At 49.4% G+C, this 25399-nt stretch carries 20 protein-coding genes; 16 read left to right on the top strand and 4 right to left on the bottom strand.

Features of this window, described 5'->3' with window-relative positions:
- Nucleotides 1-52: 52 nt before the first annotated feature.
- Together QOL41_RS02715 and QOL41_RS02710 are read right to left on the bottom strand one after the other, a co-directional pair.
- The gene (locus QOL41_RS02715; RefSeq protein ID WP_283428550.1) at nt 53-1474 is read right to left on the bottom strand and encodes an endo-1,4-beta-xylanase; all 1422 of its coding nucleotides are present in this window, start codon (nt 1472-1474) and stop codon (nt 53-55) included.
- A gap of 413 nt (nt 1475-1887) precedes the next feature.
- A complete protein-coding gene (locus tag QOL41_RS02710) occupies nt 1888-2865 on the bottom strand; it encodes a GSCFA domain-containing protein (RefSeq protein ID WP_283428549.1) in 978 nt (325 codons plus the stop codon).
- 357 nt (nt 2866-3222) lie between these two features.
- On the opposite strand from QOL41_RS02710, the gene QOL41_RS02705 reads away from it, so the two are divergent.
- The 13 genes from QOL41_RS02705 to QOL41_RS02645 all read left to right on the top strand — a co-directional run bounded on the left by QOL41_RS02705 (nt 3223) and on the right by QOL41_RS02645 (nt 19930).
- On the top strand, nt 3223-4056 hold the full coding sequence (locus QOL41_RS02705; protein ID WP_283428548.1) for a TIGR02147 family protein: 834 nt from the start codon (nt 3223-3225) through the stop codon (nt 4054-4056).
- Between the two features lie 9 nt (nt 4057-4065).
- Complete coding sequence (locus tag QOL41_RS02700; protein WP_283428547.1) at nt 4066-5898, top strand: FISUMP domain-containing protein; 1833 nt, start codon at nt 4066-4068, stop codon at nt 5896-5898.
- Between the two features lie 245 nt (nt 5899-6143).
- On the top strand, nt 6144-6974 hold the full coding sequence (locus QOL41_RS02695) for a TIGR02147 family protein (protein WP_283428546.1): 831 nt from the start codon (nt 6144-6146) through the stop codon (nt 6972-6974).
- Between the two features lie 9 nt (nt 6975-6983).
- Nucleotides 6984-8876: an FISUMP domain-containing protein gene (locus QOL41_RS02690; RefSeq protein ID WP_283428545.1), complete on the top strand. Its 1893-nt coding sequence runs from the start codon at nt 6984-6986 to the stop codon at nt 8874-8876.
- A gap of 335 nt (nt 8877-9211) precedes the next feature.
- Nucleotides 9212-10042, top strand: a complete 831-nt coding sequence (locus tag QOL41_RS02685; protein ID WP_173653968.1) for a TIGR02147 family protein — start codon at nt 9212-9214, stop codon at nt 10040-10042.
- Between the two features lie 9 nt (nt 10043-10051).
- On the top strand, nt 10052-11899 hold the full coding sequence (locus tag QOL41_RS02680; RefSeq protein WP_283428544.1) for an FISUMP domain-containing protein: 1848 nt from the start codon (nt 10052-10054) through the stop codon (nt 11897-11899).
- Between the two features lie 178 nt (nt 11900-12077).
- A complete protein-coding gene (locus tag QOL41_RS02675) occupies nt 12078-12833 on the top strand; it encodes a phosphoglycerol geranylgeranyltransferase (protein ID WP_073323057.1) in 756 nt (251 codons plus the stop codon).
- Nucleotides 12834-12994: 161 nt separating this feature from the next.
- Nucleotides 12995-13273, top strand: coding sequence for a hypothetical protein (locus QOL41_RS02670; RefSeq protein WP_283428543.1), 279 nt, complete (start codon nt 12995-12997; stop codon nt 13271-13273).
- 11 nt (nt 13274-13284) lie between these two features.
- The gene (locus QOL41_RS02665) at nt 13285-14196 is read left to right on the top strand and encodes an ABC transporter ATP-binding protein (protein WP_173653972.1); all 912 of its coding nucleotides are present in this window, start codon (nt 13285-13287) and stop codon (nt 14194-14196) included.
- The gene (locus QOL41_RS02660; RefSeq protein WP_073323187.1) at nt 14183-14986 is read left to right on the top strand and encodes an ABC transporter permease; all 804 of its coding nucleotides are present in this window, start codon (nt 14183-14185) and stop codon (nt 14984-14986) included. Before QOL41_RS02665 ends, QOL41_RS02660 begins: the two co-directional genes overlap by 14 nt.
- Entirely contained in the window at nt 14983-16605 is a 1623-nt protein-coding gene (locus tag QOL41_RS02655; RefSeq protein ID WP_283428542.1) for a type IV pilus twitching motility protein PilT, read from the top strand. The genes QOL41_RS02660 and QOL41_RS02655 overlap by 4 nt, the downstream gene beginning before the upstream one ends.
- Before the next feature lie 9 nt (nt 16606-16614).
- Nucleotides 16615-17613, top strand: a complete 999-nt coding sequence (locus tag QOL41_RS02650) for an ATPase, T2SS/T4P/T4SS family (protein WP_173653974.1) — start codon at nt 16615-16617, stop codon at nt 17611-17613.
- Between the two features lie 34 nt (nt 17614-17647).
- Complete coding sequence (locus tag QOL41_RS02645) at nt 17648-19930, top strand: patatin-like phospholipase family protein (protein WP_283428541.1); 2283 nt, start codon at nt 17648-17650, stop codon at nt 19928-19930.
- Here the strand turns inward: QOL41_RS02645 and tsaD are convergent, their stop codons facing one another.
- Entirely contained in the window at nt 19931-20938 is a 1008-nt protein-coding gene (gene tsaD, locus QOL41_RS02640; protein WP_163438622.1) for a tRNA (adenosine(37)-N6)-threonylcarbamoyltransferase complex transferase subunit TsaD, read from the bottom strand.
- Complete coding sequence (locus QOL41_RS02635) at nt 20935-21942, bottom strand: CdaR family protein (protein WP_173653976.1); 1008 nt, start codon at nt 21940-21942, stop codon at nt 20935-20937. The genes tsaD and QOL41_RS02635 overlap by 4 nt, the downstream gene beginning before the upstream one ends.
- A gap of 89 nt (nt 21943-22031) precedes the next feature.
- Between QOL41_RS02635 and QOL41_RS02630 the strand changes: the two genes are divergently transcribed.
- From QOL41_RS02630 to QOL41_RS02620, 3 genes are read left to right on the top strand one after another with little or no spacing between them, the layout of a single operon-like run.
- On the top strand, nt 22032-22874 hold the full coding sequence (locus tag QOL41_RS02630; protein ID WP_283428540.1) for a cell division protein FtsX: 843 nt from the start codon (nt 22032-22034) through the stop codon (nt 22872-22874).
- Nucleotides 22871-24274 (top strand): murein hydrolase activator EnvC family protein, encoded by a 1404-nt coding sequence (locus tag QOL41_RS02625; RefSeq protein WP_283428539.1) that lies wholly within the window; start codon nt 22871-22873, stop codon nt 24272-24274. Before QOL41_RS02630 ends, QOL41_RS02625 begins: the two co-directional genes overlap by 4 nt.
- Nucleotides 24274-25398, top strand: a complete 1125-nt coding sequence (locus QOL41_RS02620) for a DNA polymerase III subunit (protein ID WP_283428538.1) — start codon at nt 24274-24276, stop codon at nt 25396-25398. Before QOL41_RS02625 ends, QOL41_RS02620 begins: the two co-directional genes overlap by 1 nt.
- Nucleotide 25399 lies beyond the last annotated feature (1 nt).

Below are 25399 nucleotides of genomic sequence, written 5' to 3'. Positions count from 1 at the left end.
AAAAGGGCTAGGAAATCAATCCTAGTCCTTTCGATTAGAGAAGTTAGCAAGTTTACTTGAGCACAATTCTTTGCATCAGGCTCTTGGAGCCGTCGCGCACGCGAACCACGTACATGCCTTCGGCAATCTTCAAGTCTATAGAACCCTTCACGTTTTTCGCGCTGAATACCGGGCGGCCCTGCATGTCGAACACATCGACCTTGGCGGCGGTGGCGCCTGCAATAGAGAGCGTGCGGCCAGAGAGGTGCATCGAGAGAGAGTTCAAGCCTGCAATCGTCTTGATTGCGATGGTAGAATCGTTCGATGTCGTGTCTGTCTTGGTGGTGTCTGTCTTGGTTGTATCCGTTTTAGTCGTGTCGGTTTTCGTAGTGTCCTGCTTTACCGTATCCTGCGGCGGTTCATACGTCTTAAGTCTCACCAAGATGCTGTCGAATGCCGGTTTCGGTTGCAAGTTGTCGTCGTAAATGAGACCTTTTTGCCTGTTCAGGCCGCCAAGCCAACTCCATTTATCAGAAACGCCCCAAATCAGGTAGGTGTCCGCATTCGGTTCTTCAAGGATGATGTCCAGGTACTGGCGGAAAGTCTGGCCTTGGCGTTCAAGATCGCTCTTGCTCACGTTGATGCCGCTCTTGAATCCGATATCGAGTTCGGTGATTTTCAGCTTGATGTTGAGTTTTGCAAGTTCCTTGGCAAGGGAACGCAGGCTGTCCGGCGAGCCGATAAAGTGCTTGTCGGTGGTGGTGTCTTCCACGTGAGTTTGCGAGCCCACGCAATGGATAGGAATGCCGTTTGCGACCCAGCGTTTCACCTGTTCCAGCAAAAAGCCTGCCTTGGCTTTCGGGTTGATGCCCTGTTCCAGGTTGTAGTCGTTGTAGCAGAGCTCCGCGTTGGGGTCGGCGGCGTGCGCCCACACGAAGGCGGAGTCGATAAATTCGGGGCCGATTCCCTGGTACCACACGGAATAGGAACGCCATTGGGGTTCGTTGTTGCTGATGGCCTCGTTCACCACGTCCCATTCATCCACCTGGCCTTTCCAGTGCCCGACCACGTTGTTGATGTGGTTCTTGAGCACGCTGAGAAGTTTCTTTTTGTCGTTCTTGTAGTTGTTCACCCAGTTCGGAACCTGGCTGTGCCAGGCGAGGGCATGGCCACGGACACGCATGCCGTTCTGCTTCGCGTACTTGACCATCTTGTCGCCGTTATTGTAGTTGAAACGGTTTTCGCTCGGTTCGGTGGCGTCGAACTTCATCTCGTTTTCAGCAACGACGATGTTGAACTGCGTCTTGTGAATTTGTTCGTAGTTTCCGGGAAGACCGCCGCCGAACCACTGCGAGTTCAGAATGGCGCCGATATAGATGTTGTTTTTGTCTGCCAGTGACCTGAGTGTTTCATCTGCAGCGACGGCGCTTGTGAGGCCTGCACCGAGAAGGGTCGCGCACAATGCGAAACCCGCAATGGAATGATTGCTCATCATTACTTCTCCTTATTTTATCGCCCCACACGATCACTCGTGTATAAAATAATCAAAAATGACTGCAAAAGATGTAAACAAAGTGAAACCAAAAGTTCCGTTTTTTAGGCTAAAAGGGGGAAGTCTCCCCCTCGGCAAAGCCCGTAGTCTTTGCCTACCCCCTCGCCTAGGGGCCCGCCCCTAAAACCCCAAAAGGCCACAAAATCAAAATGCCCATGGCTCCAGAATGTAAGCTCGACTCGCTCACATGGATTCGGCCTTCGGCCTCTAATGTTCGCTCGCCGACTTACTTTCCTCCGCCTTTGGGCATTTATCTCCCGCTGTCATGCCGGGCACAGACCCGGCATCTCCTTTGATGTGTGCTAGAAAGAATAAAAGTCCACACTGATTCGATTTTGCTAACGCAAAAATTTTTTTTAGCCTAACTTCAATCCCATAATCTGTCTTTCGAGTTCTGCGGCTTGCGTTGCAAGTTTCTTCTTGAGTTCCTGCGTGGCGGGGGAGCTCTCGTCTTGAATACGGTGGTTGGCCATTTTCAAGAACTTTTCCACTTTCGCCATGTTTTCGCGAGTGGTGCTGTCGCAGTAGGTTTCGGCCATGCGCACAAAGATGTAGTCTTCGGCGATTTTGGACAAATGAACCATATCGTCGGCGTAAAAGCGATAGTCTCGAAGTTCGTCCATCACGATTTCGTAACTCGGGAAGTAATCAACGGTGTTATTGCGAGGTGCCAACGGCGACGTGGCAATCTCTTTGTTGATGGCGAGCAGTACCGTCGCCTTGGAAAGATTGTTCCCATGGGCGCCATCGCCTAGGTGCCTGATCGGCGACACGGTAAAGACGATGTGTACATTTTGATTCAGTTGACGAATGCTTGTGGCGATTCCGTGGATGGCTTCGGTTGCTTCGTCGATCGAAATCATTCGGCGCGTGAACAGATTCGGGTCTTGCCGGTGACAATTCGCTACGGGTTTGCCGCTGTTTTTTAAATAGTAGACAAACGCGGATCCGAGCGTGATAAAGATGACGCTTGCCTTCTGCAAAAAATCGCGGGCTTGTGTTGCCGCGGCATTCAGCTTGCCGATACATTCTTCTTTTGTCGTGCCCGAAAGCGAACTATGTGCGTCCCAACAGTGCCAAAGCCCGTCGCATCGCGTGTCCTGAAAAACATCTTCTTCTCCGAAAACTTTCCCGTCGGCGATCGCCTTGATCTGGCTCGCCAGCGAAACCGGGTTGTAGACGGTGCCGAAGGGGTTTGCAAGCACGTTGAACTTGCGCGATGCGAACTGCGCCGAAATATTGTCCGCAAAGCACGATCCGAAAAATGCTAAACGACTCGTGTAGTCGATTTTAAAGTCTGCGGCGGGGATGTCAATTTTCGTGAAAAAGTTCATACGCCAAATTTATATAGAATTCTATTTGCAAGTGCTTAATGGGGTCACACGGATTCGGAAAAACTAACGTTTTTCCCTTTTTATAATAAATATTAGAGAATTTTTTTCTTGCACAATTGTTGAAATGAGACCTATTAGATTTTACGTTAGTAAAATCCAATCCGTGTGGTAAATTGACTTTTAGATTAATTTTATATTGTGAAAACTACTAATTTTTCAATTATTCTGATAAATCTTTAAAATTTTTATAAAAATAAATAAAAAATATTGTAAAACTATTGATTTTTGAAAATTTATTACTTATATTTAAAACGTGGTCAGTTTGAACCCGTGTTTCGGGGACAAAGAGGAGGATAAATGAAAGATATACTTGAATACACGAACTACCGTCAGTATATCGCGGACTATTACGCCGACAGAAAGGCGAAATCCGCATTCACCTGGCAGGAGTTTGCTGCTTCGGCGGGCTTTTCTTCGCCGGTTTACCTTAAATATGTAAGCGAGGGCCGCTTTAATTTGAGCGAGGCCGCAGCAGACCGCATGGCGCGTCTGATGCACCTTGCTGATTACGAACGCGAGTTCTTTGTCGAAATGGTCAAGTTCGACCATGCAAAGACCGATGCTGAAAAACGAGCCGCATTCAGCAAGATGGTTTCTATCGGCGAGGCTCACAAGGCGAAGGTAGTAGATGCGGAATCGTTCCGCTTCTTTGAAGACTGGAAAAAGCCGGTGCTCCGTGAACTGGCCCCTGCCATGCCAGGGGCAAAGCCGCTTTCGCTTGCAAAGGCGTGTCGCCCTAAGGTTTCTGCAGCCGAAGTGACCGAGTCATTGAATTTCTTGATCAAGGCGAACTTGCTTCAGAAAAACGAAGATGGAAATTATACGCAGACCGATAAGGTCGTGACGACCGGTCCCATGGAATTTACGCCGCTCGCGATCCGTGGACTTCATCGCCAGATGGGTGAACTTGCGCTTGAAGCAATTGAGGGCGTGCCGCAAAACGAACGCCATTTTTCGGGCCTTACGCTTGGCATTACTCGCACGGCCTACGAAAAAATCGTGAAGCGGATTGCCGAGTTCCGCAAAGAAATTATCGCGATTGCCACTGAAGATTCTGCGACAGATGAAGTTTACCGTCTGAACATGCAGTTCTTCCCGATGACAAACATTAATGGTTCAAAAAAGGGTTAGGAGGCTACCATGAACTATGTAAAAATGGCAGAACAGATTGTCTGCAAAATGGCGATGCCGCTCGCCTTGATGTTCGCGGCTTGCTCTATGGATGATAGCCATGTTGATGCTCGTTTGGATGATTCCCCGGCGGTACCGTTCGGGGGCGCCGAAGAAGAAACGGGTGTTTATGCCTTGGCCGGTCGAGTGCTAGGATCTGGAGGCTCGCCTTCAATAAGTAGCAGTATTTGGCAAGGGCATATGGTAAGGATGGTTGAATTGGATTCGGTGACATTTGATACAACCGATAATATATATTATAGTTCGGTTACGAATGCGTCAGGTGTATTTTCTTTTGATAGTGTCAATTTGAAAAGTCCGTATGTTTTACTTGAACTATCTCCCGTAGGAAATGGTGAAAATTGGTGGGCTTCGCTTGATACTTTGATAGATCTTGGATTGGAAAGTTTAATAGCTTTTAATGAAAGGTTCATATATCGTATTATCGTTAATTTGCGTGAAACGAAGAATGTGGATATTAATGTGTTGACAACTTTGGAAGCAACTCGTTTGCGAAGTTTAGTTAAGCAGGGACAGAGCTTTGAAGAGGCAAGGTCGCAAGCGGGTCGAGAGGTAATGGAAGCTTTTGGTTTCTATGATGAGTCTTTCCGGTTTGGCGATGGTGAATATGCTGGCAGTAAGGAGGGCCGGGAAATCTTAAGTTTTGTGAGTGTATTTGTTGAAACAAATTATTCGTGCCTAGATAAAAAAGAAATTGCGGACTTTGGAAATTCCGGCACTTTTGCAAACTTGACGGATTCTATCAAGACGAAATGTGTTGAATATCCGGCAGGTGAACTGTGGTCTGAACGCCATTACGATGGTGGTACATGGAAAGATATAACGAATGCAGAAAGAGCTTTGTTCGGTAATTTCCTGTCTAGTTTGTACGGCGTTGGCAGATGTACCGATGAAAAAGAAGGCGATTCGTTGGTGATTACCTATTTAGGTTCTGAATTGGATTTGAAAATAAAATGTAAGCCTAATGACTGGATTGCTTCGGCTTTCCGAATGGTAAGGGAAGATATGCCTCGTACGGAAGGAACTATGACCGATCCCCGTGATGGAAAAACCTATAGGACTGTTACATATGAAATAGAAAGTGGATCTCAAACTTGGATGATGGAAAATTTGGTTTATAGTGGTGAAGGTGTGACTGCGGTTCTTGATAGTGCTGCTATTGAATCGGTGAAGGCTTATCGGGAGCAAGAATTGCATATTGCTAGGATTTATCACGGTTCGTTTGATTCGCCGAACGATAGTTTGATTTGGCTTGATTCGCTGAAGAGCGACAGGGATGACTGGATTTTCTACGTTGATTCTGCGTATTGGAGTAGTTTTGTCAGGTATAAGTGGTTTGATGCTCTAGGCTTGGATTCTGCTCTCGTTTATACGGACAGCGGTAGTATTAATTCTGAAAAAGTCTTCGCCATATTGGATTCCGTTGAGGCTGTGAACGGACATTATCAGGGGTTGTGCCCAGACGGATGGCGGATTCCTAAAATTGAAGATTGGGCTAATTTGTTTAAACAGGCATATAGAACCACGGGAGAAATTGTTGAAGATGTTAATCAAAACTGGAAGATGGGCGTGCGTGAATTGCCTGGGCTTGGTTTTGGGCCGGTAACCGCAGAACGATTTATTGTACGCCCGGAAGCGGAAACTGAAAAAGTGATGGCCTATGAAGAAAATGTGTATATTCTTGAATTTGCTCTTAATTTGAAAATAGACTGGATTGGAGCGTTCCGATTGAATGAACAATTAGATAGGTATGTGAACGTTCGCTGCATCAAAAATGAATAGTGGGCTTGGCGGTTAGGAGGAAAAGAAGGTGGACTTCGGTCTGCCTTCTTTTTTTTGTGTGTGAACTTAAATTCTGTTTATTGTGAAAAATTGTGATTTTTTATATAAAATTCTGTAAAATGCTTAAATTTTAGAAATTTAGTGAAAAATTTATTGTAAAAACTATTGACTTTTGAAAAATCATTGTTTATATTTGGAGTGTACTTAGCTTGGGCCGAGTTTTCGGGGGGTTAAGAGGAGGACAAATGAAAGATATACTTGAATATACGAGCTACCGTCAGTATATCGCGGACTATTACGCTGACAAAAAGGCGAAATCTGCGTTTACTTGGCCGGAGTTTGCTTCTGCGGCGGGATTTTCTTCGCCAGTCTACCTAAAATATGTGAGCGAGGGTCGCTTCAACTTGAGCGAAGCGGCTGTCGATCGTGTTGCCGCGGCAATGCACTTGTCTGGTAGCGACCTTGAATTTTTCCGCGAGATGGTTTGCTTTGACCATGCCAAGACGGACAAGGCCAAAAAGGAATCTTTCCAGAAGTTGGTGGCAATGGCGGAAAGTCGCAAGGCGAAAGTGATCGAGGCCGATGCATTTCGCTATTTTGACAGCTGGAAAAATCCCGTGCTCCGTGAACTGGCGCCTGCCATGCCCGGGGCAAAACCGTTAGCACTAGCAAAAGCGTGCCGTCCTAAAATTACCGCTGCCGAAGTCAGCGATTCGCTGAACTTTCTGGTGAAGGCGAATATGCTCCAGAAAGATGAAAACGGCAATTATGTGCAGACGGACAGGTCGATTACGGCCGGACCCATGGAAGTGACTCCCGCTGTGATTCGCGGCCTGCATCGCCAAATGGGTGAACTTGCGCTTGATACGATCGAGGGCGTGCCGCAAAACGAACGCCACTTTTCGGGCGTGACCTTGGGCATTACGCAGGCCGCCTACGATGAAATTGTCGCGGAAATCAATGCGTTCCGCAAGCGTGTGATTGAAATTGCTACTAGGGAAACTGAAACGGATGAGGTGTACCGCCTGAACATCCAGTTTTTCCCCATGACAAACAAGGGTTCTAAAAAGGGTTAGGAGGATACCATGAATTACAAAAAAATCACAAAGCAGTTTGCCTGCAAAATGGCGATGCCGCTCGCCTTGATGTTCGCGGCTTGTTCCACTGACAACGAAAACGCGATTTCTAAAACGGAAGGTGATCCCGGTGTGGAAATGGGCGGTTCCTCGGAAGAGCCGAATATTATAGCGTCGATTCGTGCTCGAGCGTATTATGCGTCGGCAAATAATGGAGGTGGTTCGTCTGGAGATGTTGTTGTTTCAATTCCGACGAATATTTTCGCTAATGGCGGGCAGATTGTTCTTACGGAACTAGATTCTGTGACGCTTGAACCGTTGAACGACAGCGCGATTACGGTGTCTTTTAAGGGGAATACCGAAGATACGCTTACGGGAGAATTGATTCCTGGTGACGATGGAATGGTCCATTTTGATAGTGTTTCGCTGAGGAGCTCGATTGTCTTGTTGGAAGCCGTATCGGGTGGAATATCGTTGAATGCGGTTGTGAATGTCCGGGATACAAATGCTTTTGAAATTGATGGTTTGAGTCATTTGGCGGCCTATCGCATGCAGAAACTGGTTGAATCGGGAATGTCGTTTACGGCGGCGAAGGCTCAGACTGAAACTGAAATTGCAAATGTGTTCGGCTTTGGCCCGCAAAACCCATTCCTTGGTGCGAATCTGACCAGTTCGTCGCCGGCTGCTTTGTGGCGCAAGACGTTCAACGAGATTGTCTCATTTGGTTTGTTGGCTACCCTGAATAGAGAATTTGGTGGGACGGGAACTGATGCCGGTATTTCGGAAGATACAAAGAAATCTTTGGCTAAAGGCGTTGAATCATCGCATATATTCACTATTTTGCAAGTAACCCCGCGTGCTTTTGAAAGACTTGGAGATAGCTTTGCTTTGTATTATCAAGAATGCTTGCAAAAACGGGCTTATTTTGCCAACCTGCTTGCATCCGTGTTTGGTTATGGAGGCTGCTCGTCTGAAAGAGAAGGGGAGCTTGCTAGCATCTCTAGCGAAATGTATGAATTGAAATGCGAATCGGATACTTGGAATTTGACCTTCCGCAAGGCGAACAAGGTGAACGTTGCTCATGCGTTTGGGACGATGACTGATTCTCGAGATGGCAAGACTTACAAGACTGTGCAGCTGGATTTGGGAGATGTAACGCAGACTTGGATGGCAGAAAATTTGAACTATGAAACTGAAAACTCTAGCTGTTTCAGGGAGGAATCTGTTGTAGGGGAAATGTCATATTGTTCTACCTATGGTCGCATCTATTCGTTTGTGTCGGGTTTGGATTCGTCTTACAGGAAGTATAATTCCAAGGAAGAATGTGCAACCTTTAAAACGGTTGAATATTTGACGGATGCTATGTCGGATGACACTTTGTTCTGGGCGGAACAGGCTCGGGAGGAATGTGACGGTCTTTTCAATGAAGGCGATTATACGAAGGATCCCTATAGTGTGGATTGGGAAAAGGTAGTTGATTCGTTGAACGTCTTGAATCTTGATGTGTGCCCGGAAGGTTGGCGTGTGCCCCGTTACGAAGATTGGATAACGCTGTTTATGTACCTGAGGGAACACTTCGATGTGGAACCGGGTGAAGAATTGAATTACTTGCTCTCGGGTTATGGTAATCCGATAGGATTTGGCATGGATTTTGTTGCTGAAGTTCGTGGAAGTTCCGACTGGTATAAAATACTTGTCAGAAAGGTTCCTTATCTGTTTACGCCGAAGGTGTTGGCTGAAGATTCTCGCGACTCTGGGTACGAATATGCAATTCAGGGAGTTTATGGATCGATTATTTATGCATTTTATTCAAGAATGTATAATGCCAACAGGTATCATGAGGTTAAAAATTATTTTGACCTGCCGAATGAAGGCTTTATCCGTTGCATTAAGGACGAATAGCGAATTTGGCGGTTAGGAGGAACGAGAAGGCGGGCTTTGGCTCGCCTTCTTTATATATACGAACAACGAGGTATGAGAACTCCAAAAGGAAAAGCAAGTCGTTGTTCGTCCTTCGCTCCGACAATAGACTATCGGTCTATTGTCTTCGCTCGGCGTAATGTCCTTTTTTATGTCGTAAAATTTCGTAATTTTTGAATATAAATGCAAAAACGTGTGAAATTTGCTAAAAAACTTAAAATTTATGTCATAAAACTATTGACTTTTTAAAAATCTTTGCTTATATTTAGGATGTACTTAGCTTGGGCCGAGTTTTCGGGGGGCTAAGAGGAGGACAAATGAAAGATATACTTGAGTACACGAGCTATCGCCAGTATATCGCGGATTATTACGCCGAAAGAAAGGCGAAGTCTGCGTTTACTTGGCAGGAGTTCGCTTCTTTGGCGGGGTTTTCCTCGTCGATTTTCCTTAAATACGTGAGCGAAGGCCGCTATAACCTGGGCGAAGCTACTGCCGTGCGTGTAGCTACGGCCATGAACCTTGCGGACTACGAGTGCGATTTCTTCGTGGAGCTGGTCAAGTTCGACCATGCGAAAACGGATGCCGAAAAGAAGGCCGCTTATGGCGAGATGATTTCGATTGCCGAGGCGCACAAGGCGAAAGTCTTGGAAGGGGACTCTTTCCGTTTTTTCAGCGACTGGAAAAATCCTGTCATTCGCGAATTGGCTCCTGCTATGCCGGGGGCGAAACCCTTGGCGCTTGCCCATGCCTGTCGTGAAAAAATAACGGCGGCTGAAGTGACTGAGACCTTGAATTTCTTGGTCAAGGCGGGCTTGCTTCAAAAAGACGATGCGGGCAACTACACGCAAACAGAACAGTCTGTGACGACGGGCCCAATGGAGGTAACGCCTGTCGCCGTTCGTGGCATGCACCGCCAGATGGGTGAATTCGCCCTTGATGCGATCGAGGGTGTTCCGCAAAATGAACGTCATTTCTCGGGTATTACGCTAGGCGTTACGCATGAAGCCTACGATGAAATTGTGCAAGTGATTGCCGAATGCCGTAAAAAGGTAATTGCAATTGCGACTAGGGATTCTGCGATGGACGAGGTGTATCGTCTGAATATGCAGTTTTTCCCGCTCACAAAAAAGAATTCTAAAAAGGGTTAGGAGGATACCATGAATTACACAAAAATGACAAAGCAGTTTGTCTGCAAAATGGCGATGCCGCTCGCCTTGATGTTCGCGGCGTGTTCGGACAATGGAAATTCTGTTGTAAAAGGGGACGATCATTCAATAACGCCGCTGGGCGGCTCCGCCGAAGAAACGGGCGTTGTAGCGTACGAAAATATCTCTTTAAGGGGTCGCGCTTATTATGCTCCTGCAAAAAGTGAAACCAAGCCTTCTCTGGAAAACTTGGATGCCTCTTTCCCGCAGGATGTCTTTTGGGCGGGCGGTTCGGTAACGCTTAAAGAACTGGATTCTACGACGTTAGAATGGATTGACGGAGAGTCTTATACGGCGAAGATTGGCGGTGCTGTAGAAGATTCTGTGACCGGAGAGATGCGTCCGAGTAATAATGGCTCAATCCAGTTTGACAGTGTTTCTCTAAACAGCCCGGTTGTCATGCTGATTGCGACTTCTGACGATATTTCTTTGCATGCGATTCTTGATTTGCGCGATTCGAACTCGTTTGTTGTTGATGTATTAACCCATTTGACGGCACATCGCGTTAAAAAGTTGGTGGCTTCTGGAAAATCGTTTACGGAGGCGAAAAATCAGGCTGAAACTGAAATGGCCACTGTATTCGGGCTAGATGAATTGGATCCATCGGAAGCAGCCTTGGTTCGCGACGAATTGAATGAACTTCCGTATACTCTGTTGCAGCAAATAAAAGAAGAACTTGGTGAAACAGGGATGGTTGAAGGACTTTCAGAAAGTTCTAAAGAAAGTATGAAGTTTTTTATCTTGCATTCTAATGTTACGGGAATCTTGTTGCTTCCCGAGGCAGCATTTGAGAGACTCGGCGAAGATGCGGTTCAGTTCTATCAAGAATGCTTGCAAAAGAAAAAATATTTGCTTTACGTGCTTGCTAAAATATATGGGGCTGCAAAATGCTCTGCTGTAAACGAAGGTGCGCTTGTTGAAGTTTATAAGAATGAGTCTCTCTTGAAATGCCATGAAGGAGCTTGGGAACTTGTTGATGGTCGCGTAGCTCAGTTGGATGTTTCTTCGACTTTGGGAACTATGGCTGATTCAAGAGATGGTCAAACCTACAAGACGGTCAAGCTTGAATATGATGGTATTTCGCAGACGTGGATGGCGGAAAATCTGAACTATGCAACAGAAAAGTCCAGTTGCTTTAGGGATGATTCGTCGAATTGCTCTGTGTATGGGCGCTTGTATTCAATTTTCCCGCTGGATTCGATTTACAATAAATATGCGTCAGAAGAGGACTGCATTGCGGATCGCATGAATGCTTGGCTGACAGAATATCGTGCAGTTGCTGACTCGTTGGATGAGGTTGGCCCGTTGAGTGAAAGTGATTCCTTGCGTTTTATAGATGAAGCTCATAGACTTTGTAAGGAACTTCATGAAAATCCGGAAAACCCTGACAATGTGAATTGGAGTAAGGTGATTGACTCGCTGGACGTGCTGAACTATGATGTGTGTCCTGAGGGCTGGCGAATGCCTTCGTATGAGGATTGGAATACTTTGCTGGCGCATGTCGATTATGATTTGCTGCATTCCGCTAATGGGGATCCGGTGGGCTTTGGGCTCGAAACTTTGGGTTGGGTTCGCGGAAATAATGGCCGTTATAGAATGAAGATAAATGGAGGTGCTAGCTACCTGTTTACGCCGAGGCCCACGCCTGAAGAATTCCTGCAACCTGGGATGCCGTATGTAGGGGATGCGATAGGAATGATTTATACGTTGAAGTATGATTTAAATGACGGCTTTATGAAGACTGCGTATACGAATGCGATGTGGAGTGCCGGCTTTGTCCGCTGCATCAAAAACGACTAGCGAATTTGGGGGTTAGGCCTGTTCGAAGGACCGGTTAGGAGGATTCGGTTGGGGGAGAACAGGCCGAGAACGAGAAGGTGGGCTTCGGCCCGCCTTCTTTGTAATTTTTGTGGCATGGAGGAAACAAATAATGTATCTTTATGGTATCTTGCGGAGTAGACGCAAGAAAAGGAATTGTATGAAACCTGGGAAGACTGAACTCCGTCTGAATGCTGAAATCGAAAAACGCGGTGCGCTTTTTGCCGTGCTGCTGGACCCCGATACATCGGACGAAGCTGCCTTTGTGAAGGCTGGTGCTATGGCCGCTGAAAACGGTGCCGACCTCTTGTTGGTGGGCGGTTCTTACCTAGGTAACTTTACGCTGCCCAAGCAGGTGGCTGCCCTCAAGGCCAATGTGGATTTGCCCGTGGTGCTGTTCCCGGGTGGAGCCTCTCAGGTGGTGCCTGGCTTTGATGCAATGCTCTTTATGACGCTTGTAAGTGGCCGTAACCCGAATTACTTGATCGACGAACAGGTTCGCGGTGGCGCCTTGGTGCGCGCCTTGAATATGGAAGCGATTCCGACGGCCTATCAGCTGATCAATAGCGGCAAGCGTACCACGGTCGAATACATTAGCGGCACCATGCCGGTGCCTGCCAACAAGCCCAAGCTCAGCATGGTGAATTCCATTGCTGCTGAACTTATGGGCATGCGTTATGTGTATCTGGAAGCTGGCAGCGGTGCCGAAGAACCCGTGCCGGTGGAACACATCGCCTATACCCGCAAGGCAACCGAAATGACTATCATTACCGGTGGTGGCATTAAGGACCCGCAGACAGCTGCCGTCCGCGTGGCAGCTGGTGCAAACATCATCGTGACGGGTACGCTTTGGGAAAAGGTTGAAGACCCGAAGCTGTTGGCTGAATTTGCCGCTGCTATCCATGTAAAGGGATAGACGCCTCGCTTTTGAGCCTTTGTTGTTAAATGTCATGCCCGCGCAAGCGGGCATCTCCTTTTTTATAGGCTTTTTGGGCGCGCGGCTTATCCTTTACTCAAATATTTGTGTATTTTTCTGTTAGAAGGAATGTACCGTTTTGGTGCAGTTTTGAGGTATCTATGAAAAAACTCGTGATTGTGACTTATGTGCTTCGTGCGCTGGGCTTTGTGTTGGTGCTTTTGATGCTTTTCGGGCACAGCGTAGTCCTGAATATTTTCCCTGGGCTCGAGGGTCATTCGATCAATCCGCTGTTCTATACCGGCGTGGCATGTTATGCTACGGGTGCTATCATCCATTTCTTTATCAAGAAGCAAGAGATGGCGGAACGACGTCGTCGCGAAATCGAAGATGCCGAGGAACGTGCCTTTGGTAAAAAGTCCGACGATACGGACAAGTGATTGGGTTGTTTATGATTAAGATTGAACATTTGCATAAGACGTACCGCAGCGGTTTCTTGATGAAACCGAAGCTTGCGCTTAAGGATGTGAGTTTTAGCGTAGAACCGGGGCAAGTGTATGGCTTTATCGGGCCGAACGGCGCGGGCAAGTCTACGACTATCAAAGTGCTTACGGGTCTTTTGAATTTTGATTCGGGCAATGTGCTGGTGAACGGGATTTCTCCGCGTAATGTGAAGAGCCGTCAGTTTATCGGTTATTCGCCGGAACAGCCGTACTTTTATGATTATCTAACGGGCCGTGAACTTTTGCAGTTCTACGGTAAGTTGGTGGGCCTTTCTGGGGCCGAACTGGACAAGCGCATTGACTGGTCGCTGGATCTGTTGCATGCAAATAAGGACTGGATTGACCGCCGCCTGCGTTCATACTCCAAGGGCATGATGCAGCGCGTGGGCATTGCTCAGGCAATTCTCGGTAAGCCGAAGCTTTTGATTCTCGATGAACCCATGAGCGGTCTCGACCCGATGGGCCGCCGCGATGTGCGCGAAGCCATTATGGAACTGAATCGCACGGGTGTGACGATTTTCTATTCAAGCCACTTGCTCTCCGATGTGGAATCGATTAGCCACAAGGTCGCGATGATTGTCGATGGCAAGATTGTGCGCGAAGGTACCGTAGACGAGATTACGGAATCTTGCGGCGTGGAATACCACGTGCGTACCCGCGAAGCAATTCCGCAGGCAGAACTTCCCGAGGGTGTTGCCCCTGCTGGTCATCCGCAGGAATGCGTATGCGCCGATGATGCTGCCCGCGACCGCCTGCTGCGCTATTGCTTGGAAAAAGGAATTGCTGTCGAGCGCATGGACCACAAGCGCCCGAGCCTCGAAGACATTTTGACAGAGGAGATTGCCCGTGCAGACGCTTAAGCATATCGGCATTATTGCCCTCAATACATTCCGCGAATCTATTCGCGACAAGATTCTTTATAACATTGGCTTTTTGGCGATTGCACTCACCTTGTTCAGCATTGTACTTGGCGAATGGTCTGTGTTTGACCGCGCTTATGTGATCAAGTCGACCACGCTTTCGGTGATGAGCCTTTCGGGCCTGTTGATTTCGATTTTCGTGGGCATTAGCCTGGTGCAAAAAGAAATTCAGCGCCGTACAGTGCTTACGCTCTTGTCGAAGCCTATTAGCCGCGCGTCGTTCATTGTGGGCAAGTACTTTGGCTTGCTTGCAGTGGTGGCGGTTCACCTGATGCTTTTGACGGCAATCTACTACGTGATGCTGTTCTTGACTGGGTCTGCTCCGACGCTCAGCTTGCTTACGGCTATCTACCTGATTTTCTGCGAGATGGCAGTGGTGATTGCGGTGGCACTCCTGTTCAGCAGTTTTAGCAGCACGGTGCTTTCGGCACTGTTTACGCTGGGTGTTTACTTTGCGGGCCACTTGAGTGACCAACTTTTGGAACAGGTGCGCTTTGCTACCCGCATGGGCGAACTGAATGGAACATCGAGTATGCTGTTCCAGAAAGCCGCCGAAGTCATTCACGCGATTTTCCCGGGGCTTTACCGCTACAACGTGACTACCTACGTGGTGCATGGTGTGGCTCTCCCCGATATGTACGTATTCTGGAATAGCATTTATGCGCTAGGCTACATCGGCGTGTTCCTTGCGATTGCAAGCTGGTGGTTTAGCCGGAGGGATTTCCTATGAGAAACCAGTACATGGCAAAAGTCCTTGTGCACAACAAGGTCGTTACCGAGGCGCAGGTCAAAGCGCATTGGGGCGAAATTACCGACAAGAAGGACATTGGTCAAGTGCTTGTGGATGCGGGCGTTCTCCCGCCTCCGATGTACATCAAGGTGCTTGCCTTTGTAAAGAATCTTGAGGCGAAGGCCGCCGCCGAAGGCGGTAGCGCTCCTGCCGCAGCACCTGCAAACGCTGCTCCTGCGGCTTCGCAAAAGCAGTCGACCGCGCGCTTCGAAGCGCCTCCGGCATCAGCGCCGTCGGTTGCTCCTGCCGCTCCTCAGCCCGCACAGTCCGAAGGCTTGCAGATTGAAGGCAATAGCAGCTTGTATGGCGAAGTCTCGACATCTAACGTGGAAGTCGAAGCGGTCGCGGGCCTAGAATCGACAAGCATCAGCACGGTGCAGGTGCAGGCCGAAGCCGAAGAAGAATCTTCGGGCGAAGATTCCGAAAAGTTGCCGAGCCGCTTTGCGATTTTGACCGGCGAAGGAACTCCGGTCGAAGCGCCTGAAAAGATTCGTCCGATGACAAACCTGTCGCAGATTATTGCTTTTGCCCGCAAGTTCGGCGCAACGGATATTTACCTGTACGCAGACCGCCCGGTGGTCATGCGCCAGTCGGGCGCTCTCTTTGTGGCCTCGGACGATGCTCTGGATTTGTCTCATATTAACGAGCGCTTGGACGAAGCTTCCAAGGGATTCTCGGATGGCTATAAGATTATCGTCGGCAAGAACTTTAGCAAGACGATTGGTCTTGCTGGCGTTGGCCGCGCTCGAATCACGGTCACATGGAACGGCACGAATCCGAGTGTATCAATTCGTGTGATTCCGCAAGAATCGACCACGCTCGAAAACTTGTATTTGCCGGCATTCTGCAATCAGTTTGTGGAGCTCAATAGCGGTCTTGTGCTTGTCGCAGGCCCTGCTGCAAGCGGTCGCTCTACGACGATTTCGACTTTCGCTGAAACGATTGCCGCTAACCGCGATGTGTACATTCAGACGATTGAAAAACCGATTGAACGCGTGCTCCAGAATCCGCGTGGTGCAATTGCCCAACGCGAAGTGGGCTTGCATGTGCGTTCGGGTATTGAGGGCGTAGAATTTGCCATGCAGAGCGGTGCCGACGTGATTCTGTTCGATTACCTCGAAACTCTCGATGAACTTTCGATGCTGTTGCGTGCTTCGAATGCGGGCGCGCTCGTGTTCGCCGTAACGGCGGGCAATAACATTCATGCATTGCTTTCTCGCTTGCTGTCGTCTGTGTCTGCAGAAAAGCGCACGGCGTTTGCGAATTCGCTTGCAGAACAGCTCAAGGGAATCATTGTGCAACACTTGATTCCGATTGTGCAGAATCAGGGTCAGGTGCTTGCAGTCGAAGCCGCCAAGATGAATTCTACGATGGCGAATATGCTCCGCCGCGGAGAAATCTCGCAGCTCTCGGCGTCGATCAGCAGTCAGAAAGATCAAGGTATTTCGCTCGACGATTCTCTGCAGAAGTGTGTGGAATCGGGCTATATCGAAGGTGTCGAGGCTTGGAAACGTGCCTGCGACAGCCGACGTTTTGCTGCTTACAGGGTCCAGAACTAAGGGGATGCTATGGCTACAGAAATTGAATCTTTGCTAGAATACACGCTGAATGTGGGCGCCTCTGAACTTGTGATTACCGAAGGTGCCGCTTCTGCCGTTCGCTTGGCGGGTAAGGTTTGCGCGATTCCTGATGCTCCTGCTGTAGAAGCGGGCTCGCTCCGCAAATTCTTGACTACGATGGAAGGTGAATCGGGTACTATTATGGGTGGCCCGTGGTGTGGCTCCAAGTGGCGCGTGCGTTACAACCGAACCGCTTTGGGTAGCTCTGCTATATTTAGGCCCGTACTTGAAGAATGCCCGGACTTTTCGGCGCTCGGTGTGCCGGATTCCATGATGAACTTGCTTGGAATCCGTTCGGGTCTTGTGGTCTTTAGTGGCCCTGCTTGTAGCGGAAAGACAACGACAGCTACCGCTTACGTGTCTGCGCTTTGCCAGTCGGGCATTATGCGTGTGAGCCTTTTGGATCAAGATGCCGAAATGCCTGTAAAACATGGCGATAGCTTGGTTCTTGAAAATTCGACCGGTTCTATTCCCGAAAAAATGGAACAGGCGCTTCGCAGTGGAATCGACCTGATTTGGCTTGGTAATTTCGAAGGCCAATCTTTGATTCCGGTATTGCGTGCTGCCGAGGCGGGTGCTCTGGTAGTGCTTACGGTGACGGCTGGTAATGCGGTGGGTGCACTCGCTGCGTTGCTTGCGGCGGAATCGCTTGAAAACCGCGACATGGCATGCAATATGCTCGCCTCTGTCTTGAAGGCAGTGGTGGTGCAACGTTTGCTGCCTGGCGCTCAAGGGGTTGTGCCTGCTTGGGAAATCCTTTACGGTACGCAGAATGTGGCTTCCAAGATTCGTAGCGGCGAATACTACACGCTGCCCTCGATTATTGCGGCCTCGGCTTCTGAAGGCATGATGCTTATGGACGATTGCCTTGCAGAGCTTGTGAAGGCGGGCTATGTGTCTTCTGAAGATGCTGTCCGTGTGGTTTCGAATCCGGCTCGGTTAGGATAATTTTGTGCGAAATGTCTTCGGCAAATTTGTTGCAGTGGTAGCACTGTGTGTAACAGGGGCTTTCTCGGCTGAGAAAGACGATGTTCCGTCGATTGATTTGCTGAAGGCTTCGGCAGATTCCATTGCTGCGGCCGATTCTGTCGCTGCGGCAGGTTCGGTTTCGACGGATTCGCTGCCTGTAGGGAACGTAGATTCTTTGCTGAAAACGGTCTTGTATTTGGGCGGTGGCGAGCGCTCGCCATGGTTCCAGTTGGGCGTTTTCTATGCGATTGAAGAATATGGAATTCCGGTAGATTCCGTGGTCGCGACTTCTTGGGGCGCTTGGATGGCTGCCCTCTGGACTCGCGGTGTCCCGCTCGATGACATCCAGAAAATTATGTTGGATCCAGCGATTGCTCCTTTCGTGGGCCATGACATGACGGCGCCCGAAAGCAAGTTGGGCTATAAGCAGACGGATTCTTACGAGCTTCCGATTTCTGTTTCGGGCATTCCTTCTATCCGCAAGCGCTTTGCAATATCGAAGGATTCTGCCTTATGGTTCCGTAGCGAATCGAAATCGCTCACGCCAGATTCTATGCAGGTGGTGCGTGCGCTTGCAAAGCTTCGCTTTCAAGAAAGCCTTTACCGCCAGCATTCCTCGGGCAAGATTCCGTTTGCGGTGCAGTCCTGCGAATCGGGCAAGGCTGTCGTTATCGGGAATTCTATACCGGAGATTATAGCTTCGCTCCCGCTTTGGAATGCGAATGAATCTTCGAAGAATCCGTCGGGAGAACTTTGCCCGTATTACGCGATGCCGATAGAAGACAATGCTCATGAACTTTCGATAATAGTTGTCGCTGACCCGTTGCGTGCGCCGATTGTTGGCGATGAACGTACTCGCTTGATCAAACAGCATGTGTCTGAAATTTTAACGAGCCAGCCGGGAGTCATTGTGCGTGCGCATACGATTCTCGATACCGCCCGTTCGGCGTGGATCCAATCCGGATTTACTTCTTTCGAAAAACAGCTTGGCCGCTTTAAAGTGCTTAATGGCCGTCGTCACGCCTATTCTGCGGACCAAGAAGGAGCAAAGCCTTGGTTCAAATTTGAACCCACGTATGACAGCTTGTCTTCGGAAGTGCAAAATGCAGTCAAGTCGTATTGGCCGGAATCGGATACGGGAATAATTGCACCTGAAAATTTTGCGAACGACTTGTTGCAAAATCCGGCGTATGATTCCTTGGATTTGAACATGCATCCGAGTGGAAATGTATCAGTGGAATCTTCGGTGAAGCCGATTGTAGATTTGGCCGCGGGCGGTTTTGGCTCGAATGTGTTTGGCCCGAATGTCTATGCCGAAGCTGCAGTGCATTATGTCGACCATGTTGAAATTGAACTGGTAATGGCTGGGTTCTGGGGCGAACATTCTTATGGATTCCGTCCACGCTTGAATATTTCAAAGTTGTGGAACCGGCATTGGAATTTAGAGTTCGGTTATGATTACTTGAAACTCGTACCGTTGAAGGGCTTTAATGGCAATATCCACCGCAATATTCGAATCAAGTCCGAAAGGCGTAGCGATTTGACAATGAACCTGTTGTATACGGTAGATGACCATCAACGTATTTCGGCCGAGTTTATTTTTGGCTCTAGGTACTATGACTTGGATTCTGTGTATTATGGTGACCTTGAAATGAAGGCGTATCCGGTTTCGCCGATGTTGCATTACCGCTACTTGAATGGTGCCGATGACAACTGGTTTGCAAACGATGGCTATGCTGTAAATGTCTGGGGCGGCTTTGAATCGATTGGCTACGATGATGGTATTATCGATGTGGTGCCGATTTACTGGAGACTTATGGCAGATGCCCGCTACACGATTTCTCCGTTGCGTTTTGTGACGTTAAATGTGGCGGCAGAAGGCGCGATAGAGCGTTACCATGATGAAGGCCATGGCTATGTTTCTCCCAAGTCGTTTGAAAAACCTCCGCTTGATGTGGCTTATCGCCTGCATGCGGCGGCAACACCTTGGTCTACCGAATGGTACAATCCAGAACTGTCTTCGCATGAATATGCCATGGTTCGCTTGAACGGAGGCGTTCACGGAAATTATCTTGGGGCGTGGATTTTCGGAGCGTACTATCACGATTTTGAAGATAGCCCGTATGCGGACCTTGATGTCGATAAGTTCGTGTTTGAACCGGCACTCCGGTTTGCCTACAAGTCCGTTACCGTGTATGCGGGACTCAGTCGAGTCGTTGACTTCAACACCTTCGGTGATTTAACCCACTTGAGCGGGTACAATTACTTTATCCGCGTCGGAAATTACAAATTTTAATTAGAGCGCAAGCGGCATCCAGGGCTTGACTTCGTTAACCGAGGTCAGCTTGCCTTGCAGTTTACGGCGAATCGCAGCTGCGGCAATCATGGCGCCGTTATCGGTGCTCAGACTGCGTTCCGGAATGCAGAACATGATTCCATGCTTGTCGCAGTAATCTTGCAAGCGAGTGCGGAGCCAAGCGTTTGCGCTCACACCGCCACCGACCACGAGAGTTTTCATCTTGGTCTTTTTGAGGGCGGTAATGGTCTTGGTCACAAGGCTATCGACAATAGCGTCTTCCAAGGAGGCGCAAATGTCGCCGATGTTCTTCTGGATGAATTCCGGGTCGTGCGTTTCGGTATAGCGAAGCACAGCTGTCTTTAAACCGCTGAACGAAAATTCGCAGTTGTCGTGCACATGGAGTGCGCGCGGAAAGTCTACAAATTTGCGGTTGCCATCTTTGCCGAGACGGCTGATGGTTGCGCCTGCGGGGTACTTGAGGCCGAGCAGTTTGCCGCACTTGTCGAAAGCTTCGCCGGCGGCATCGTCGCGGGTGCGGCCGATGCTGGTGTACTTGAATCCGGGTTCTTCGAGCACGAGTTCCGTATGACCGCCCGAAACGGTAAGCGTCAGGAACGGCGGCTCGATTTCAGGGTGCGTGAGCCAAGCGGCGGCCAGGTGGCCTTCCAAGTGGTTCATGCCGTAAGCCGGAATCTGCAAGTCGCGGGCAAGGCCCTTAGCGAAACTTGCACCCACCAGAAGCGGTCCCATAAGGCCCGGGCCCGTGGTGTAGGCGATGGCGTCAATATCCTTGAGTTCAATGCCTGCTTCCTTGACGGCGGCTTCAGCAATCGGGGAAATCTTTTGCAAGTGTGCGCGTGCCGCAATTTCAGGAACCACGCCGCCATAGAGGGCATGTTCGTCAATTTGACTGTAAAGCGGGTTCGAAAGGACTTTTACAGGATCGTCTTGCAGTACAGCACAGGCGGTTTCGTCGCAGCTGGATTCAATTCCAAGCCAGATCATGGAGCAACCTCTTCAAGCGAGTCTGCGGGAGCGGCAGGCTTAATTTCTTTTTTGCGGAGCGTTACCTTTTCGGGTTTCAGCTGGATTGCCTTGATAGACATTTCGCGGTTAATGTGGGCCGGGAGCGAAAGCTTGACCGTCGGCGAAAGGCTGTCGGCATCTTCGATGGCGAATCGGTTGAATTCCATCGCAAGTTCAATGTTATGCTTGGTAATTGAATCGAGAACGACTTCGCCACCAGTGATTTCGACCGAAAGTGTCTTGGGTTCTAGAGAATAAATGTTCTTGTCGAAAAATCCGATTAAGCTAACAGGAATGCTGTCGTAAGTGCGGCTTGCCATCTTTTGGATGTTTACCGAAATCTTGACCGAAGAATCGCTTGGCGAAACGAAAGCCGGCAAAGTGCTAAAGTCGAGCGGAATCGTGAATTCCTGGCTTGCATGCAATGTATCAAAGAACGAAGAATCGGTCGGAATATCGATAATGCGGGTGAGGGCGTTACGGGCGCCAGAGACCATCAGTTCTTCGGGCGTAACCGTGGGCTCGTCTGCAATCAGGTAACCTTGCGCTGCAGTAAATGTGGCGACCGATTTAATCGGAACATTACGCGTAATGCGAGTGTCGATGTCGAGGTCCACGAACAAGAGCTGGTTTTCGGGTTCTACAAAGCGAATGTCGGGAAAACCTGCGGCCACAAAGTTCTTGCTGTCCAAGTGAATGCGCTTTGCGCCCAGTTCAGCCTGTTGCAGGTCTACGACCATGGCAATGGAATTTTGGTTGGGGTCGCTTACTAGGTTGTTCAAACGAATCAAATCCCACGACTTGCCTTCGACCGTAATGTGCAAACTATGCGGCGGCTTCGAAGCAATTGCCATGGTTTCGGGGAGTTTCACAAAGTTCAACGGCACATTCACCGAAAGCTGGAAATCCTTTTGTGAGATTACCAGGAACCAGAGGGCTATGCCAAATATCAGTGCGGTTATTTTTAGAACGATGTTTCCCATAGAACTCTCGAATGACTGTCTAAAATTTAGTTATAATTCACTCCGTGCTCGGACAACTTGGCTATTTAATATCGGAATCTTTTCGCGGAATGCGGCAGCACCGCACGGTGATTTTACCGTCGTTTGCCACCATATTCCTGTGTTCGCTGCTTTTGGCGGCTTCGTTTACCGCTTTCGGGGCGGTCATGCGCGTTCTTTCGATGGAAAGGAACCTGTATGCTGTCGAAGCGTTCTTGCCCGAATCGGTCGACGAAGATTCCCTGCAGGTGATTCAGAATCGCCTGGAACACACCAAGTTTATTGATTCTGTGACTTTTGTGAGCGCCGATTCCGCTTTGGCCGATTTCCGCAGGCATTTTTCCGGCGAAATGCTCGACCTGGTTGAAGGAAACCCGATTCCGCCGTTTTTCAGGGTGACTCTTGGTGAAGAAAACAAGAACCCGGCCACATTGATTGAGGTCAAGAACAATTTAGCCCGCACTGAAATTTTCGAAGAAGTCCAGGCGCCTGTCGAATGGGTCGAAAAAATTGCCGCCTGGAAGTTCCGCATGATTTTTTGGCCGATATGCGTTAGCGTATTGCTCTTGTTTACGCTGTCGCTCATTATCTGCAACTCTGTAAGACTTTCGCTTCTGTCCCGCAGGCTCTTGGTCGAAAACATGAAGTATGCGGGCGGTAGCCACTTCTTTATCGAATTTCCGTTTGTGCTGCAGGGCGCATTCCAGGGCTTGGTCGGTAGCGGTCTTGCCGTCATCTTGCTGGCCGTCGTTTTGAACTCGGTGGCAGATGCGTTCCCGATTGTAGCGGCAAACTTGACTGGCCTTGGAACAGGCCTGTTCTTGGTGGTTGTCTTGGTCACGGCTCTTTCGGGCTACTTTAGTTTCCGCACGGTGCGCGAATTCCTTTCGATTAAGCGCAATGAACAGGAATGATGATGCGGCTTGTCGTCTTGCTGTTTTGCTTGCTGCTTGGGCTTGGGGCTGAAAACGCCTATGCAAAGCCTGCCGCAAAAAACACCAAGAGTGCCCCTGCAAAGTCGACTGCTAAGAATACTCCGGCGAAAAATGCTTCGACGAAGAAACCGACAAAGTCTTCGGTAAAGGCGTCCTCCAAGAATGCCTCTAAGTCGTCGGCCACGAAAAAGACCGACGCCCAGATTAACGAACAGAAAAATGCTTTGAAAAAGTTGGAATCGGACCTTGCGAAAAAGCGCCAGGAACTCGCTCTTCTTGAAACCGAAGAAAAGGGCGTGCTGAACACGATTTCGATTCTCGACCAGAACCTGAACCAGACGCGTACCTACCTTTCGGAACTTTCCAAGAGCGAAGTCATGCTGGAACGGGCGCTTGTGCAACTTACGGCAGACATTGATTCCTTGGACCGCAAAATCGAGACCCGCCGCGAAGCCATGAGAAAGCGAATCCGCACGCTCTACATTAGCGGTCGCAATAGCGAAGCCCGCGTGCTTTACAGTTTGCTCACGCAAGAAGGTAGCCCCGACCGCCAGGTGTACTGGGTGCACCACATTCTGAATCAGGACCAGCAAGAGGTCGAAGTGTTGCAACAGCTGGTGCAAGAACGCGACGAAAAGAAACAGTCGGAAAGCGCACACCTTTCGGACCTCAAGCAGTTGCGTACCAAGAAGGCTGCCGAAGAAAAGGGTCTTGTAACACAGATGAGCGGGCAAGAAAAAATGCTCATGTCCTTAAAGCATGACCAGAACATGCAGCGCCGCGCCCTCAAGGAATTCGAACAGAACCAGAAGACTATGCTTGCGCTCATCAAGAAACTCGAAGAAAAACGCAAGAAAGAAATCGAGCAGACCAAGAAAGATGAAGCCGCCCGTAAGGCAAAGGAAAAGGCGGACAAGGGCAAAAAGAAAGACACGAAGGCGCCTGCCAAGAAGGTGGAAAAGCCGAAAGTTACGGTGGCCGAATCGGTAAAGGGCCCCAAGTGTACGCCGCTCAAGGGTAACATTATCAGCCAATATGGTTTGCAAGAACATCCGGTACTCCACATTATGACGCGTAACTTGGGTGTTGAAATCCGCGGCAAACGCGGCGAGGCAGTCCGTGCCGCAGCGGCAGGTTCTGTCGTCATGGTGGGCGAAATCGATGGCCGTGGGCCCTCGGTGATTATCGAACATGCGGGCGGAACCTACTCCGTTTATGGTCACCTCAAGTCAATTCGCGTACAAGAGGGCAAAGAGGTGCGAAATTGCGAAGAAATTGGCGAAGTGGGCGATGTTGCTTCGTTAAATGGAATTAAATTGTACTTCCAAGTGAGCGAGGGTACACAAACCGTGGACCCCTTGCAGTGGTTAAAACAGTAATGATCGAATATACGTTAAATGGTCCTGCCTCTCAAGAACGTGCCCGCATCCGCTTGATGTCGGCGCTCCGTGAGAACCGCTTTCCGCAGTCAATCTTGATTGATGGCCCTGCCGGAATCGGCAAGAAATGGCTCGCGATGGAAATTGCGAAGGCGCTCCAGTGTACCGATCCGAATATGCGCCCCTGCGGACATTGTTTTGGTTGCCGCATGGCAATGGATAGTGGCGCAACCGATGGCTGGGTCGTTCCCATGGAATCGGCCGAGGCCCATGCCCGCAGTTCCGACGATGTTTCTGCCGGCAGCAAGGCGAAAACCATCGAGGACTTCAAGAAGTCTTATATCGAAGAAATCCAGAAGAACCCGTACCGGGTCGATGTTTTTTCGACAGGCGCCTTCATTTCGGTCGACCTCATTCGTATGATGACGTCGAGCTTTGCCATGAAGGGCGACCGCGTGCGCACGGTGATTATCGCCGAAGCGGACCGCATGAACGAATCGGCGGCAAACGCGTTCCTTAAAACGCTCGAAGAAGTCCCGCCGAACACGTACTTTATTTTGACGACCAATTCCCGCGAAAAGATGCTTCAGACAATCCGTTCACGCTGTCTGGCGCTCCACTTGTTGCCGCTCTCCGACGAAGAAGTGAAGTCGGAAGTCTTGCGCGTCGCGGGCGAAGAATTTGATGAATCTACTTTGAGCGACGATGTCATCGGGCTTGCCGTTGGCTCTCCGGGCAAGGCGCTTTATTACGCCGAGCATGCCAAGGTCTGGTGCAAGCTTGCGGCTGATTTCGTGCTGCATTCCCTGCGCAATAACTATACCGACTTGTTCATGGAACTCAAGGACTCGGCGCTTGAAGATGCCTACGAAGCGAACCGATTCTTGGAAGTGCTTTCATTCTTGCTGGCAGACTTGTTGCGAGAACAGGCGGGGGCTCGCTTGCGAATGCCCGAAACCACGACCTCTGTCGGCCTTTCGAATTTCCCGCGGGTCGATGCAACCGCCTTGGAACTTGCGCTTGTCGCAGTGCAGGAAACCATGTCCAGAATCGAGTCTCGTCGTGTGACAGCGACCATGTGCCTGCAGAGCCTGTCGCTCAAGCTTTTCGAGGGCTATAAATAAA

The sequence above is a fragment of the Fibrobacter sp. UWB10 genome (assembly GCF_900182935.1).
Classification (GTDB): domain Bacteria; phylum Fibrobacterota; class Fibrobacteria; order Fibrobacterales; family Fibrobacteraceae; genus Fibrobacter; species Fibrobacter succinogenes_O.
This window is presented reverse-complemented; position numbering and strand designations above follow the sequence as displayed.